Origin of the sequence: Pseudomonas sp. SWRI68, from assembly GCF_014269165.1 — a bacterium.
Taxonomy (GTDB): Bacteria; Pseudomonadota; Gammaproteobacteria; order Pseudomonadales; family Pseudomonadaceae; genus Aquipseudomonas; species Aquipseudomonas capeferrum.
In genome coordinates this window covers 333,485-347,936 of record NZ_JABWRU010000001.1, presented here as the reverse complement: position 1 = coordinate 347,936, position 14,452 = coordinate 333,485, and the positions used below count along the sequence as shown (strand labels likewise).

12 protein-coding genes are annotated in these 14,452 nt (G+C 62.3%); 10 read left to right on the top strand and 2 right to left on the bottom strand.

The genetic code is table 11. The features are described 5' to 3' along the window. Nucleotides 1-81: 81 nt before the first annotated feature. Complete coding sequence (locus HU770_RS01545; RefSeq protein ID WP_186657125.1) at nucleotides 82-1,254, bottom strand: MFS transporter; 1,173 nt, start codon at nucleotides 1,252-1,254, stop codon at nucleotides 82-84. Next, nucleotides 1,247-2,059 (bottom strand): alpha/beta hydrolase, encoded by an 813-nt coding sequence (locus HU770_RS01540; RefSeq protein ID WP_186662932.1) that lies wholly within the window; start codon nucleotides 2,057-2,059, stop codon nucleotides 1,247-1,249. Before HU770_RS01540 ends, HU770_RS01545 begins: the two co-directional genes overlap by 8 nt. 122 nt (nucleotides 2,060-2,181) lie before the next feature. Here HU770_RS01540 and HU770_RS01535 point away from each other — a divergent pair, with 122 nt between their 5' ends. The 10 genes from HU770_RS01535 to gcvT all read left to right on the top strand — a co-directional run bounded on the left by HU770_RS01535 (nucleotide 2,182) and on the right by gcvT (nucleotide 14,175). Continuing rightward, nucleotides 2,182-2,688 (top strand): MarR family transcriptional regulator, encoded by a 507-nt coding sequence (locus HU770_RS01535; RefSeq protein ID WP_186662931.1) that lies wholly within the window; start codon nucleotides 2,182-2,184, stop codon nucleotides 2,686-2,688. Between the two features lie 25 nt (nucleotides 2,689-2,713). Beyond that, nucleotides 2,714-3,652 (top strand): LysR family transcriptional regulator, encoded by a 939-nt coding sequence (locus HU770_RS01530; protein ID WP_033701053.1) that lies wholly within the window; start codon nucleotides 2,714-2,716, stop codon nucleotides 3,650-3,652. Nucleotides 3,653-3,779: 127 nt separating this feature from the next. After that, on the top strand, nucleotides 3,780-4,712 hold the full coding sequence (locus HU770_RS01525) for a TauD/TfdA family dioxygenase (RefSeq protein ID WP_186657114.1): 933 nt from the start codon (nucleotides 3,780-3,782) through the stop codon (nucleotides 4,710-4,712). Continuing rightward, nucleotides 4,709-6,190, top strand: coding sequence for an AMP-binding protein (locus tag HU770_RS01520; protein ID WP_186662930.1), 1,482 nt, complete (start codon nucleotides 4,709-4,711; stop codon nucleotides 6,188-6,190). The genes HU770_RS01525 and HU770_RS01520 overlap by 4 nt, the downstream gene beginning before the upstream one ends. A 10-nt stretch (nucleotides 6,191-6,200) precedes the next feature. Further along, a complete protein-coding gene (locus tag HU770_RS01515) occupies nucleotides 6,201-6,800 on the top strand; it encodes a thermostable hemolysin (protein ID WP_050506133.1) in 600 nt (199 codons plus the stop codon). 48 nt (nucleotides 6,801-6,848) lie between these two features. Beyond that, nucleotides 6,849-8,042, top strand: a complete 1,194-nt coding sequence (locus HU770_RS01510; protein WP_186657108.1) for a multidrug effflux MFS transporter — start codon at nucleotides 6,849-6,851, stop codon at nucleotides 8,040-8,042. A 294-nt stretch (nucleotides 8,043-8,336) separates the two neighbouring features. Next, a complete protein-coding gene (gcvH, locus tag HU770_RS01505; protein ID WP_033701056.1) occupies nucleotides 8,337-8,720 on the top strand; it encodes a glycine cleavage system protein GcvH in 384 nt (127 codons plus the stop codon). 11 nt (nucleotides 8,721-8,731) lie between these two features. Further along, the gene (gene gcvP, locus HU770_RS01500) at nucleotides 8,732-11,587 is read left to right on the top strand and encodes an aminomethyl-transferring glycine dehydrogenase (RefSeq protein ID WP_186657102.1); all 2,856 of its coding nucleotides are present in this window, start codon (nucleotides 8,732-8,734) and stop codon (nucleotides 11,585-11,587) included. A 62-nt stretch (nucleotides 11,588-11,649) separates the two neighbouring features. Further along, nucleotides 11,650-13,026: an L-serine ammonia-lyase gene (locus HU770_RS01495; protein WP_033701059.1), complete on the top strand. Its 1,377-nt coding sequence runs from the start codon at nucleotides 11,650-11,652 to the stop codon at nucleotides 13,024-13,026. 27 nt (nucleotides 13,027-13,053) lie between these two features. Next, on the top strand, nucleotides 13,054-14,175 hold the full coding sequence (gene gcvT, locus HU770_RS01490) for a glycine cleavage system aminomethyltransferase GcvT (RefSeq protein WP_047581437.1): 1,122 nt from the start codon (nucleotides 13,054-13,056) through the stop codon (nucleotides 14,173-14,175). Nucleotides 14,176-14,452: the final 277 nt, after the last annotated feature.

Below are 14,452 nucleotides of genomic sequence, written 5' to 3'. Positions count from 1 at the left end.
TGGTGAAAAATCAGCGGCATGCGTGCGGCCGAACTGGCACGCACGCTCGGTAACCGGAATAGGCGCGTCAGCCTTGCCGATTCAAGCCTGACGAACCATGGCTTCTTTGTGCCGCAACGGCGGACGCAACAGTGTGCTCAACCCCAGCAGCACGAAGGCGCCGATCATCATCACCGCCCAAGCCCAGTGCAATGAGCTGAGCTGGTCACGCACGATACCGGCGAGCAGTGGCATGCTGGCGGCGATCAGGTACCCACCACCTTGCACGAACGCCAACAGCGCGCCAGCCTTGGCCGGTGAATCCGCGTGGTCCATGGCAACGATCAACGAGAGTGGGAAAAGCGCCCCAATGCCCAGGCCCAGACACACTGTGGCCACGGCCGCCAACGCTACCGGCGCGACCATCAGGCAGGCCAACCCTGCTATCAATAGCAAAATGACCCACACCAAGGGGTATCTGCGATCCGCAAAGCGCTGGATCAAGGATGACACGAGCAAGCCGGCGAGCACTTCGGTGACGGTCAATGCCCCCAGCAGGTAACCCGCCTCGGCTGCTGTCCACCCCAACTCGATGTAGAACGGCGGCAACCAGGCCAGCACCAAGGTGTAGGCACCTGTGCCAATGCCGAAGAACAGCAACAGCAACCAGGCCCGCGGGCTACGGTAGGGCAATGTGGCCGACACCTGTCTGCCAGGGGTCCCACGCGCTAGCAGCAGCCAGACGATCAGGGCGACCAATGCCGGGACGGCAGCGTAGCCCAACGACAGTTGCCAGCCGAACAGGCCGGCGCCAGGTGCTGCCGTGGCGGCGGCCAACGCGGCGCCCGCCATGATACCGGTGGTGAACAAGCCCATCAGCATGCCAGCACTTTGCGGATGGCTGCCCTTGAGGAACGCCGGCATCAGCGCCTGAATGATCGCAATGCCGATACCACCCAGTGCCGCTGTGGCGATGAGCGCTTCGGCAGTGCTGACGTAGGCGCGTGCAGCGCAGCTCAGCGCAATCAGCACAATGCCTGCAGCCACGCCCTTGGTCTCACCGACCAGACGCAGCAGCCAGGGGCCGGACAACGCGAACACGCCCATCATCATCACCGGCAAGGTCGTCAGCAGGCCGGCTTGGGTGTTGCTCAGCCCCAGGTCGTGCTGCAGCAATTGCAGCAGCGGGCCGATGGCAGCCATGACCGGGCGTAGGTTCAAGCCGATCAGTATCGCCAGCAACCCGACGCAGGCTTTGTTGGGAGTATCAGTCATGATGGAGGGACTCCTGCAGGAACGCAGCGGTTGCCTGGTTGAATGCCTGTGCGAGCGGTACGTTGAATACGTGCCCCTCGCCCGCGAGGGTGGCCAGGCGAGCGTGACCGATGTTGTTGCAGATGGCTTCGGCTTCGGCGCTCGGGCTGATCGGGTCAAATTCTGCGGCGAGTACCAGTGTGGCGGCCTGAATGCGTTGCAAATCGCCAGTCAGGTCGTACTGCTTCATGCCCTCGCACCAGCGGATCTGGTTGTGCGCCCGTAACTGCGCAGCCTGGGCGTGCCACGCCTGGTAAAGCCGCTGACCACGGGGCGAGGCGGCGAAGTCCGCACCGACCAATGCGGGCCAGCTCGACTTGAAGTGTTTAAGGCAACCATCCTGCTTGCCCAAGGCGGCCGCCCACTCGCTGAGCAGTCCCTTGCGATGTGCAGTGTTCATGCTGGCGAACGTGCCGGCAACGATCAGTTTCTCTACTGCGTGCGGGGCATGACAGGCCATCTCAAGGGCCACCATGCCCCCCAGGGACAAGCCGACCAGCTGGACGCTGTCGAGCCCGAGGTGGTCCAGCAGCGCCAGTATTTCCAAGGCTTGGGCATGGGCGGTGATGCCTTCGGGGGCATCACTGGATGCACCGTGCCCTAGCAGGTCGGGTACGATGACACGGTGCCCGAGGCCAAGCAGCGCGCTGAGCTGCGGCATCCACGCCCTGCCGCTGTTGGCAAAGCCATGCAGCAGGAGCACAGGGCTGCCGGAGCCGGTGTCATGATAATAGTGACGGTGCTGTCCATGTATGAAAAAAGCCATGCTGCCTCCTGATCCTTGAGCTTCATCGCGCCAAGATAACTTAACGTTAAGATTGTTAAAAGGCGCGGGGGTTCAGAAGGTGCGTTGGTTAAACATTTCCAGGTTCAACGATGAGTGCAGCAATGAACGATCATGTCGATTTCGTCGTCGCGCAGTGGGCGCAGGCGATGCCTTCCGTGGATGTTTCCTCCATGGAAATTTTTGGCCGAATGGCGCGTATCAGCAAGCACTTGGAGCGCATGCGTGCAGAAGCCCTGGCGCAGTATGGCTTCAAAGAGGGCGAATTCGACGTCCTGGCAACCTTGCGCCGTGCAGGGGCACCGTACCGCCTGACGCCAACCGAGCTGTATCGCTCGTTGCTGATAACGTCCGGCGCGATGACCAACCGCTTGACGAGACTGGAAAGCGCCGGGATGGTCGAGCGCATTGCCGACAATCAAGACAAGCGCAGCTCCCAAGTGGCCCTCACAGCACAGGGCAAGGCATTGATTGATAAGGCAGTCCTTACCCATACTGAGATCCAGGAGCTGGTACTGGCCCCCCTGGGCGCCGAGCAGCGTGAACTATTCGCGCAGTTGTTGAAGCAAATGCTCGCTCATCTGCCAGGTGAGGGTGCGCCCAGGCAATGAACTGGAAAATTCAGGAGGAATTTTCATGCTTCACAGCAATTACCTGAAGCAATTGGATCTGCAGGACATCGTGGTGTTCATCAACCTGCTCGAACTGCGCAGCGCCAAGCGGACTGCCGAATTGATGAATATCAGCCAGCCCACCGTCAGTTATTGCCTGAAGCGCCTGCGCGGGTGCTTCGACGACACCCTGTTCTCGTCTTCGCAAGGGGTGCTGAAACCCACCACCAAAGCGGAAAAGATTGCGCCGTACCTTCGCGTGGTGGTCGAGTCCGTAAACCGCTGCGCCGAGGACGACAGCAGCGCCTCGCCACAAGCACAGCGCAAGATCTGGCGCATCTGCGCGCCCGAGTATTTCGAACTTTCCTTCTTGCCGCAGGCGCTGGCAGTACTGTCACGTACACACGGCAATACCTCGCTGCACCTCGATCGCTTAAGCCGTGACCTGCCGGTGGACCGGCTGATTTCAGGCGACATCGACATTGCCATCGGCTTCGGCCCGGGCTATCACCAGATGCACCCCGAGCTGCAATGGCAACCGGTGCTCAGTGATGATTTCGTGTGCGTGACCAGCCAAGGCATGCTGGCCAGTGAAGAGGCCATGAGCCTGGACGAGTTCTGTGCTTCGCCCCATGTCTTCCCGACACCGTGGATATCGGAAAAGAACATGGTCGACAGCTGGCTGGACAAGGTTGGCCGATCACGCAACGTGCTGGTGCGCGCCAATGGTTATCAGGCCTGCGTGAATATTGTGGCCGCCGTGCCAGCCACGGTGGCACTGCCCGCACGCCTGTTGCCGCACCTGCGCATCGCACCTGGGCTGAAGGTCTGCACACCGCCGCTGGGCTTCCCCAGTTTCACCCTCGACATGATCTGGTCGCGCGATCGCAGCGACAGCAAGGATATTTCCAGCCTGCGCGCACTGGTCGAAGCGGTGGCGCAAACGCTGTTGACGGAACGATGACCCCGCTTTATTAAATTTTCCCAGGGCGTTTAAATTTCTTAAAACCAGGAGCTTGTTCTTTTCACTTACTGTGAGGTTATCGGGTAGCGATGTTCTACCTGACCCACAGTTCAAGGAGGAATAAGTCATGCTGGCGCACGTACAATCCACGGTGTTTCCGTTCTATCGACAACCGACACCGTGCTACGGTTTCGAATGTATCTATGCCGTCGACCGCGCCCTGCGGGTAGGCGATTCGATCAACAGTGCGACACTCTATGAAGACCTCGCCCACAGTGGCGCCATTATCTACCGCGACTTTGCCGATACACTGCCGGACTTCAACGATTTCGTCAGCGCGCATTCCGCTCGCGTGACATTCGACCCTGCCCGCAAAGCCGCTACGGCCAACACCGCAGAAATCGAGGCCGGTGTGAATGAAATGGGGCTGCACCGTGAGAACGGTAACTTGCCATTCAACCCCGACCTGCAGTGGTTCTACTGCCTGGAGCCTGCAGCAGTGGGCTCTGAAACGACCTTGTGCGACGGCCAACGCGTACTGTTCGACTTGTCTGCGAAAACCCGAAAGTGTTTTGAGAACCGCGAGATTCGTTACAGCCGGCGCATCCCCTGGAACAATGTAAAACGTTTTCTGAGCATTGAACTGCAACTGCCCATCGATGACATCACCGACGAGCACTTGCACCAAGTCAATCAACAGGTCAGTGGCCAAACCTATCGCCGCATCGATCAGAACCTGATTGCGTCCGAACTGATTATCTCGGCGGTTGAAACCAGTTGCTTCAGCGGCAAGCAAGCGTTTTGCAATTCAATGCTCGGCCCCAGCGTCAACTATGAACCGCCGCTTATCACCTGGGCCGATGGCGAGGATATCGCCCTGGATATATGGGACGAGATCAAAGAAGTGACCGCCCGCAATACGTATAGCCACTTCTGGCAGAAGGGCGACCTGGTGGTGATCGACAACACGCGCGTGATGCACGGGCGCCGGCGCCTGGATGACCCCTCTCGGCGCATATTCGGCGCGCAAAGCTATCGCATTGGAGGTATCGGCCAATGATCAGCCAAAAAATGCAGGACTACCTGGCCGCCACCCCAGACCGCGTAGTGATCAAGGAAATGAACGGTCGCGCCTACACCTTGCACGAGTTGCGCCGTGACGTGATGCGACTGGCCAGTGCACTGGAGGGGCGGGTTGGCCGCTGCGAACGCAAAGTGTTTGGCATCGCCATGCGCTCTTGCTACGAGTGGGTGTACACCTTGTTGGCGATCCAAAAAGTAGGCGGTGTGTTGCTGCCGGTGCCCATCGAGTTTTCCGACGACCAGATCGGCAGCCTACTGGGCAAAGCGGCGGCAGTGTTCGTCAGCGATGAGCAAACCGCCGCCCGCCTGCACGCTATTCTGCCGGACAAGGCGTGCTTCATCCCCGCGCAACTCATGCACGACACCATCGGTGACGAGTGGCGCCAGGAGGACGAGCTCATCCCGGACGGGATTGTTTCGATCATCCACACGTCGGGCACCACCTCCAAACCCAAAGGGGTGATGATCCGCGACGAGGCAGTCGGGCTGCTGGTCGATAACGTGATGAAGCGTCTGCCGCAACAGCCGCTGCACTACTTCTCGATCGTCCCCATGAGTTTGCTGATCGAGCAGGTGCTGGGGGTGTTCATCCCGATTCTTTCGGGCGGCACGTTGACCCTCATGCCCGAAGGTATGACCGAATACGGCGCAGCCAGCGGCAACGCACGGCAGTACCTGCAGCTGATTGCGCCCAACCAGCCGAACTTCCTGTACCTGCCGCCCAAGCTGCTGGAAGAGGCCAACCTGCTGCTCGAACACTGCTCGGTCGAGGAACTGTTCGGGCCACAACGCCCGCACATCATCACCGGCGGCGCGAAAATTCCGGTCACGGTCCTGGAAGCCCTGGAGGCGCACGGCGTACAGGTGTTCGAAGCCTATGGCCTGAGCGAGAACTCCTCGATCATTTCGCTCAACTCACCGGCGCAACGGCGTATCGGGTCGGCAGGCACCTTGCTCGATGGTATCGAACCCAAGCTGGTCGACGGTGAACTGCTGGTCCGCACGCCGACCCTCTGTGCCGGTTACTACAACGCCGACGATACAGCCTGCGACCTGTCCGACGGTTATCTGCATACCGGCGATATCGCCGAATTTCGCGACGGCTTTCTGTACATCACCGGCCGCAAGAAGCACGTGATCATCCTGTCTACCGCACGCAACATCTCGCCCGAGTGGGTCGAGAACGTCTACAAGGAGAGCGCCCTGGTAGACGACATGATCGTCATGGGTGAAGGCAAGGACGAGCCCTGCGCCATTGTCTTGAGCAGCGCCTGCGCAGACTCGGTCCGCCAGGAAATGGCGCGCCTGGAGCACCGGCTCGCCGACTTTGCCAGGGTCAGGCAGATTCGCGTCATCGCTGACATCGCCACCTTCCGTGATCAGTTCTACACGGTCACGGGGCGGCCACGCAGGGCTGAGATCGAAGCCCGGTTCATCGACCAGATGTACGCCTGAGGAAGCCACCATGTACATCGTGCGTAATTTCTACAAAGGCCGACCTGGCTACCGATGCCTGCAGGAAGCGGTACGTGCCCACTACCTCAAGCACTATGGCGCGACGCCAGAGCCACAGCCCGATCTGTTCGTCTGCCTGACCGGCGCCAACGGTGGGGCCCCAGGTTATGCCTGTGCGGGGATCAGCTACGGCGATTCCGGCAAGCTGTTCAGCGAGTACTACCTGGACCAGAGCCTGGATGAGCGCTACCACATCGATCGGGCACGCATTGCCGAAGTTGGCGCGTTCGCCTCGTTTCATAGCGGTAGCGGGGCCGGGAAGTACCTGCTCAACAACGTGATCAAGACACTGGCCCTGCGAAATTTCGGCTTGGTGGTGCTGACCGCCACCGAGCAGGTGCGGCAGTTGCTGATCCCCCTCGTAGACACCCTCGAGGACCTGGGCGGTGCCGACCGCAACAGGCTCAGGGACCCTGGCGTCAATTGGGGCAACTACTACGACCACGGACCACGGGTGGTGGCTTCGCGCCTGTCTGCGCCGAGTACCTGGGGCAATGCCCCCGCCCTGGCGCTGAGCCAGCCGCATTTCACCTGCCAGGCATCCGCCTGACCACATCTGGCTCCGGGCATGGCCGTGCCCGGAGCACTGGAGGTAACCATGAACGCAAACAAGCGTTACGAGAATTTCATCGTGTTCCTTGCTCCCCTGATCAATAGCGTCGGGGGGATCGCCATCGATCTGTATGCGCCCAGCATGCCGTCAATCGGCCATGAGCTGGGCGCCAGCCCGTCGCTCATGCAGAACACCATCACCATCACCTTGCTGTTCTACGCCATCGGCCAGCTGTTTTTCGGCATCATGACCGATGCACGCGGGCGCCGGCCGGCGGTAATCCTGGGCCTGGCGCTGTTCCTCAGCGGCAGCCTGCTGGCCACCTTCTCGACCTCCATCGAAATGCTCTTGGTGGCCCGCGCACTGCAAGGTTTTGCGATTGGTGCATGCCAAGTGGTTGCCCGTGCCTTGCTGGTCGATATCGTCAAGGGCCCGCGCTTCTATGTGGCCATTATCTATCTGAGCCTGGCGTTCGGCCTCGGGCCCGTCATCGCACCGTATGTGGGCGGCATGATCGAGGTCTACCTGGGCTGGCGCTACAATTTCGTCCTGTATGCGGTCTATGCCGTGATCGTGATGGCGTTCGTTTTGGCCGGGCTCAAGGAATCGCTGCCCGCCACTGCCCGTCGCAGTGCCATGCAAACCCTGGTTGGCTACCGGTGCATCCTGGCTGACGGGCGCTTTCGCTCGTCGGTAATTGTACTGGGCGCGAGTTTCTCGGCGTTTTTGCTGTGGAACGTGATCGGCCCGCATATCGTCCAGGAGCGGCTGGGCCACGACGCACAATACTTCGGCACTACGGCACTGGCGGTGGGCAGTTGCTATCTGGTTGGGACGCTGGTCAATCGCGCGTTGATCCGCAGGGTCCAGGCGGCCACGTTGATGTGGACGGGCATGCTGCTGTTCCTGCTCGGCGTGTTGAGCATCGCCGCCATGCCTGCTGGGTTGAACCTGGTCAGCATCCTGGGTGGCATCATGCTTGTCGCGTTCGGCCAGGGCTTTATCTTCTCCAACGCCATGGCCCGTTCCATGTCCCTCTTCCCCGACCGCGCAGGGGTGGCGGCCAGCCTGCAGGGCTGCCTGATGCTGGTATTCGGGTCGCTGGCTTCGGGCATCGTCAGTGCACTGCCCTTGGCGTCGAACCTGGCGATCGCGGGCGTGTTCGCGGTGCTCTGGCTGATCTCGCTGTCGGGGATGCTGACGGTGCGCCTGCAACAGCGTCAAGCGTCGCCAGCCTGAGCCTGGTGTAGCCCGACAGGCTTGGATGATGTGACCGTATTGATTTCAATACATCGTATTGAAATCAATACACCCCTACTCCGTTGTGTATCTGCAAGGGTTTGCCACGACTAGCGATTTGGGCCGTGGATGTTCTGTATCGATTTCATTCCACCTTTATTTTCAACAGGCTTTCGAATATTTATCAAGCCATTGATTTATAAGCGTTTTATTTTATTGGCCACATTTTTGCTACAGGAAATCCAACAAGTGCGTGGCTAACCACGCCTACCGCCCTGCTTTCGAGGATTTCCCATGAGCGAGTTGCGTTTCACCGAAGATCACGAATGGCTGCGCGTTGAAGCCGACGGCAGCGTCACCGTGGGCATCACCGCCTTCGCCCAGAACGCCCTCGGCGATGTGGTTTTCGTGCAACTGCCGGAGCTGCAGCATTACGAAAAAGCTACCGAAGCCTCCACCGTCGAATCGGTCAAGGCCGCCAGCGGCGTGTACATGCCACTGACCGGTGAAGTAGTCGCCGTCAACCAAGGGCTCGAGGACAGCCCTGAGCTGGTCAACGAAGACCCGATGGGCGAAGGCTGGTTCTTCCGCTTCATCCCGGCCGACATGAGCGAAGTGACCGCCCTGCTCGACCAGGACGCCTACGACCGCCTGATCAAAGCCAACGACGACGCCTGAGGAACCACACCATGACCATCAACCTCGGCACCGCCAACGAATTCATCGCCCGCCACATCGGCCCACGCGCCGCTGACGAACAGGCCATGCTCGCCACCCTGGGCTTCGACTCGCTGGACGCCATGACCGCTGCGGTCATCCCCGACAGCATCAAGGGCACCAGCGTGCTCGGCGCAGAAGATGGCCAGAGCGAAGCCGACGCCCTCGCGGCGCTGAAAGCCATCGCCGGCACCAACCAGCTGTTCAAGAGCTACATCGGCCAGGGTTACTACAACACCCACACCCCGGCACCGATCCTGCGCAACCTGCTGGAAAACCCCGCCTGGTACACCGCCTACACCCCTTACCAGCCCGAGATTTCCCAAGGCCGCCTGGAAGCGCTGCTGAACTTCCAGACCCTGATCAGCGACCTGACCGGCCTGCCGATCGCCAACGCCTCGCTGCTCGACGAAGCCACCGCCGCTGCCGAGGCCATGACCTTCTGCAAACGCCTGTCGAAGAACAAGGGCAGCCATGCCTTCTTTGCGTCGGTGCACTGCCACCCGCAAACCCTTGACGTGCTGCGCACCCGTGCCGAGCCGCTGGGCATCGACGTGGTGGTCGGCGACGAACGCGAGCTGACCGATGTCAGCGCCTTCTTCGGCGCACTGCTGCAGTACCCGGCCAGCAACGGTGAAGTGTTCGACTACCGCGAACTGGTCCAGCGCCTGCACGCGGCCAACGCCCTGGTGGCCGTGGCGGCCGACCTGCTGGCCCTGACCCTGCTGACCCCGCCGGGCGAGTTCGAGGCCGACGTGGCCATCGGCAGCGCCCAGCGCTTCGGCGTGCCCCTGGGCTTCGGTGGCCCGCACGCGGCCTACTTCGCCACCCGTGATGCCTTCAAGCGCGACATGCCGGGCCGCCTGGTAGGCGTGTCGATCGACCGCTTCGGCAAGACCGCCCTGCGCCTGGCTATGCAAACCCGCGAGCAGCACATCCGCCGCGAAAAGGCCACCAGCAACATCTGCACCGCCCAGGTGCTGCTGGCCAACATCGCCAGCATGTTCGCCGTGTACCACGGCCCGGACGGCCTCAAGCGCATCGCCCAACGCACCCACGCACTGACCGCCATCCTCGCCGCCGGCCTCAAGGCCATGGGCATCCAGGTCGTCGGCCAGAGCGCGTTCGATACCCTGACCCTGGCAACCGGCGAAGCCACCGCCAGCCTGCACGCGAAGGCCCGTGCCCAGCGCATCAACCTGCGCCAGGTCGATGCGGGCCATGTCGGCCTGTCGCTCGACGAAACCACCGCCCAGGCGGACGTTGAAGCGCTGTGGCAACTGCTGGCCGGCGACCAGCCGCAACCCGATTTCGCCACCCTCGCCGCCAGCACCGGCTCGCTGCTGCCTGCCGGCCTGCTGCGCCAGTCGGCAATCCTCGAACACCCGGTGTTCAACCGCTACCACAGCGAAACCGAGCTGATGCGTTACCTGCGCCGCCTGGCCGACAAGGACCTGGCGCTGGACCGCAGCATGATCCCCCTGGGCTCGTGCACCATGAAGCTCAACGCTGCCAGTGAAATGATCCCGGTCACCTGGGCCGAGTTCGGCAACCTGCACCCGTTCGCCCCGGCCGAACAGAGCCAGGGTTACCTGCAGATGACCACCGAGCTGGAAGCCATGCTGTGCGCCGCCACCGGCTACGACGCGGTGTCGCTGCAACCCAACGCCGGCTCCCAGGGCGAGTACGCAGGCCTGCTGGCCATCCGCGCCTACCACCGCAGCCGCGGCGAGGCCCATCGCGACATCTGCCTGATCCCGTCCTCGGCCCACGGCACCAACCCGGCGACCGCCAACATGGCGGGCATGCGTGTGGTAGTCACCGCCTGTGATGCCCGTGGCAACGTCGATGTCGAGGACCTGCGGGCCAAGGCCATCGAACACCGCGAGCGCCTGGCCGCTATCATGATCACCTACCCGTCGACCCACGGCGTGTTCGAGGAAGCGATTGGCGAAATCTGCGCGATCATCCACGACAACGGCGGCCAGGTTTACATCGACGGCGCCAACATGAACGCCATGGTCGGCCTGTGCGCGCCGGGCAAGTTCGGCGGCGACGTTTCGCACCTGAACCTGCACAAGACCTTCTGCATCCCCCACGGCGGTGGCGGCCCGGGCGTCGGCCCGATCGGCGTCAAGTCGCACCTGGCGCCCTTCCTGCCGGGCCATGCGCAGCTGGAGAACCCGCAGGGCGCGGTGTGCGCCGCGCCGTTCGGCAGCGCCAGCATCCTGCCGATCACCTGGATGTACATCCGCATGATGGGCGGTGCCGGCCTCAAGCGCGCCTCGCAAATGGCGATCCTCAACGCCAATTACATCGCCCGCCGCCTGGAAGAGCACTATCCTGTTCTGTACACCGGTGGTAATGGCCTGGTCGCCCACGAGTGCATCCTCGACCTGCGCCCGCTCAAGGACACCAGCGGCATCAGCGTCGACGACGTGGCCAAGCGCCTGATCGACTTTGGCTTCCACGCCCCGACCATGTCCTTCCCGGTAGCCGGCACGCTGATGATCGAGCCGACCGAAAGCGAGGCCAAGGAAGAGCTGGACCGCTTCTGCGACGCGATGATCCAGATCCGCGAAGAAATTCGCGCCGTGGAAAACGGCAGCCTGGACAAGGACGACAACCCGCTGAAAAACGCCCCGCACACCGCAGCGGAACTGGTTGGCGATTGGGCCCATGGCTACAGCCGCGAGCAGGCTGTGTACCCGCTGCCGAGCCTGGTGCAAAGCAAGTACTGGCCACCGGTCGGCCGGGTCGACAACGTGTTCGGCGACCGTAACCTGGTCTGCGCCTGCCCGTCGATCGAGAGCTATCAGGACGCCTGAGGCGGTCTGTAGAACTTTGGGGCCGCCGCGCGGCCCCAAAAAGTTCAAATGGAGGCACCACCATGTCACTGAGCGTCTTCGACCTGTTCAAGATCGGCATCGGACCCTCCAGCTCCCACACGGTCGGCCCCATGCGCGCCGCTGCACGCTTCGCCGAAGGCCTGCGCCGCGACGGCCTGCTGGCCGACACGGTCAGCGTCAAGGCCGAGCTGTATGGCTCACTCGGCGCCACCGGCAAGGGCCACGGCAGCGACAAGGCGGTATTGCTTGGCCTGGAAGGCGAGCACCCCGATACCGTCGACACCGAATCCATCCCCGCCCGCCTGCAGGCGATCCGTGACAGCGGCCGCCTGCGCCTGCTCGGCGAGCACGAAATCGACTTCATCGAAAAACAGCACCTGGCGATGATCCGCAAGCCACTGGCCTATCACCCCAACGGCATGATCTTCCGCGCCTTGGACAGTGCCGGTTTGCAAATTCGCAGCCGCGAGTACTACTCGGTGGGCGGCGGTTTCGTGGTCGACGAAGAGGCTGCGGGGCACGACCGCATCGTCGAGGACAGCACGGTACTCACCTACCCGTTCACAACCGCCAAGCAATTGCTCGGGCACTGCACTGCACACCATCTGTCGGTGAGCCAGGTGATGCTGGCCAATGAGGCGGCCTGGCGCCCCGAGGCCGAAACCCGCGCCGGCCTGCTGCGGATCTGGCAGGTGATGCAGGATTGCGTCGAGGCCGGTTACCGGCATGAGGGCATTCTGCCAGGCGGGCTCAAGGTCAAGCGCCGGGCCCCGGCGTTGTACCGCCAGCTCAGCCAACACCCGGAAGCCAGCCTGCGCGATGCCCTGTCGGTGCTGGACTGGGTGAACCTCTATGCCCTGGCGGTCAACGAGGAAAATGCCTACGGCGGGCGCGTGGTCACTGCGCCCACCAACGGTGCAGCGGGCATCGTCCCGGCGGTACTGCACTACTACATGCGCTTCGTCCCAGGCGCCAGCGAAGACGGCGTGGTGCGCTTTCTGCTCACGGCGGCGGCAATCGGCATCCTCTACAAGGAAAACGCCTCCATCTCGGGTGCCGAAGTCGGCTGCCAGGGCGAGGTCGGCGTGGCCTGCTCGATGGCTGCCGGGGCCCTGTGCGAAGTCATGGGCGGTACCGTGCAACAGGTGGAGAACGCCGCCGAGATCGGCATGGAACACAACCTGGGCCTGACCTGCGACCCAATCGGCGGGCTGGTCCAGGTGCCCTGCATCGAGCGCAACGCGATGGGCTCGGTGAAGGCGATCAATGCCGTGCGCATGGCCTTGCGCGGCGACGGGCAGCACTTCGTGTCGCTCGACAAGGTCATCCGCACCATGCGCCAGACCGGCGCCGACATGAAAAGCAAATACAAGGAGACCGCCCGCGGCGGTCTGGCCGTCAACATCATCGAATGTTGACCCGATAACAACACCAAGGAGTCACCGATGTCCGAAACACTGCTCAAGACCCCGCTGCACGCCCTGCACCTGGAGCTGGGTGCGCGCATGGTGCCGTTTGCCGGCTATGACATGCCGGTGCAGTACCCGCTGGGCGTGCTCAAAGAGCACCTGCACACCCGTGAGCAGGCCGGCCTGTTCGACGTCTCGCACATGGGCCAGATCATCCTGCGTGGCAGCGATGCGGCCCAGGCACTGGAAAGCCTGGTGCCGGTGGATATCGTCGACCTGCCAGTGGGCACGCAGCGCTATGCCATGTTCACCAACGAGCAAGGCGGCATCCTCGACGACCTGATGGTCGCCAACCTCGGTGACGACGTGCTGTTCCTGGTGGTCAACGCCGCCTGCAAGGACCAGGACCTGGCCCACCTGCAAAAACACATCGGCAGTCGCTGCGAGATTGAGCCGCTGTTCGAGGCCCGCGCCCTGCTGGCCCTGCAAGGGCCGGCTGCGGTCAAGGTGCTGGAGCGCCTGGCCCCGGAAGTGGCCGGCATGACTTTCATGCAGTTCCGCCCGGTGACCTTGCTGGGTGAAGCCTGCTACGTCAGCCGCTCGGGCTATACCGGTGAGGACGGTTACGAGATCTCGGTGCCGGCCAATGCCGCCGATGCGCTGGCCAGACGCCTGCTGGCCGAGCCAGAGGTGCAACCGATCGGCCTGGGGGCGCGTGACTCGCTGCGCCTGGAAGCCGGCCTGTGCCTGTACGGCCACGACATGAATACCGCGACCACGCCGATCGAGGCCAGCCTGCTGTGGGCCATCTCGAAAGTGCGCCGCGCCGACGGTGCCCGCGCCGGTGGTTTCCCGGGTGCCGAGGCGATCTTCGCGCAACAGCAACAGGGCGTGGCACGCAAGCGCGTCGGCCTGCTGCCGCAGGAACGCACGCCGGTACGTGAAGGTGCACCGATCGTCGATGCAGCCGACCAGCCAGTGGGCGAAGTATGCAGCGGTGGCTTTGGCCCAACACTCGGCGCCCCTGTCGCAATGGGCTATATCGACAGCGAACATACCGCACTAGACACACCACTGTTTGCACTTGTACGCGGCAAGAAGGTGGCCTTGAAAGTCAGCAAAATGCCTTTCGTGGCACAACGTTACTACCGCGGCTGAAAGCAAGACGTGAAGTGTTTGAACAGGTTTGTCATATTCGATTTCGAACCTGTTCAATAACGAATGAACATGGCGCCAGCCCAGGCGCCATGCCGTTTCCGACAAATCGTTCGGCTATCGGCGAACGCCCGTTTTTGCAGACGAGCAAGGGCTTGTTTTTTTCTCGGGAGTTGGCGTAGAGTCACTGCACTGTGTTTGCATGGGTCGCAACAGTTCGTGACCTGGGCCAGTAGCCGCGATCTGCTACAACCCGTTCGACGTCTCTTACTTTCCAGCA

Bases quoted from the DNA above. Each gene is read 5' to 3' on its own strand.
- HU770_RS01530 (WP_033701053.1), top strand. From the start codon at position 2,714: ATGCTTCACAGCAATTACCTGAAGCAATTGGATCTGCAGGACATCGTG.
- HU770_RS01495 (WP_033701059.1), top strand. From the start codon at position 11,650: ATGTCACTGAGCGTCTTCGACCTGTTCAAGATCGGCATCGGACCCTCC.
- HU770_RS01535 (WP_186662931.1), top strand. From the start codon at position 2,182: ATGAACGATCATGTCGATTTCGTCGTCGCGCAGTGGGCGCAGGCGATG.
- HU770_RS01520 (WP_186662930.1), top strand. From the start codon at position 4,709: ATGATCAGCCAAAAAATGCAGGACTACCTGGCCGCCACCCCAGACCGC.
- gcvT (WP_047581437.1), top strand. From the start codon at position 13,054: ATGTCCGAAACACTGCTCAAGACCCCGCTGCACGCCCTGCACCTGGAG.
- HU770_RS01540 (WP_186662932.1), bottom strand. From the start codon at position 2,059: ATGGCTTTTTTCATACATGGACAGCACCGTCACTATTATCATGACACC.
- gcvP (WP_186657102.1), top strand. From the start codon at position 8,732: ATGACCATCAACCTCGGCACCGCCAACGAATTCATCGCCCGCCACATC.
- gcvH (WP_033701056.1), top strand. From the start codon at position 8,337: ATGAGCGAGTTGCGTTTCACCGAAGATCACGAATGGCTGCGCGTTGAA.
- HU770_RS01525 (WP_186657114.1), top strand. From the start codon at position 3,780: ATGCTGGCGCACGTACAATCCACGGTGTTTCCGTTCTATCGACAACCG.
- HU770_RS01545 (WP_186657125.1), bottom strand. From the start codon at position 1,254: ATGACTGATACTCCCAACAAAGCCTGCGTCGGGTTGCTGGCGATACTG.
- HU770_RS01510 (WP_186657108.1), top strand. From the start codon at position 6,849: ATGAACGCAAACAAGCGTTACGAGAATTTCATCGTGTTCCTTGCTCCC.
- HU770_RS01515 (WP_050506133.1), top strand. From the start codon at position 6,201: ATGTACATCGTGCGTAATTTCTACAAAGGCCGACCTGGCTACCGATGC.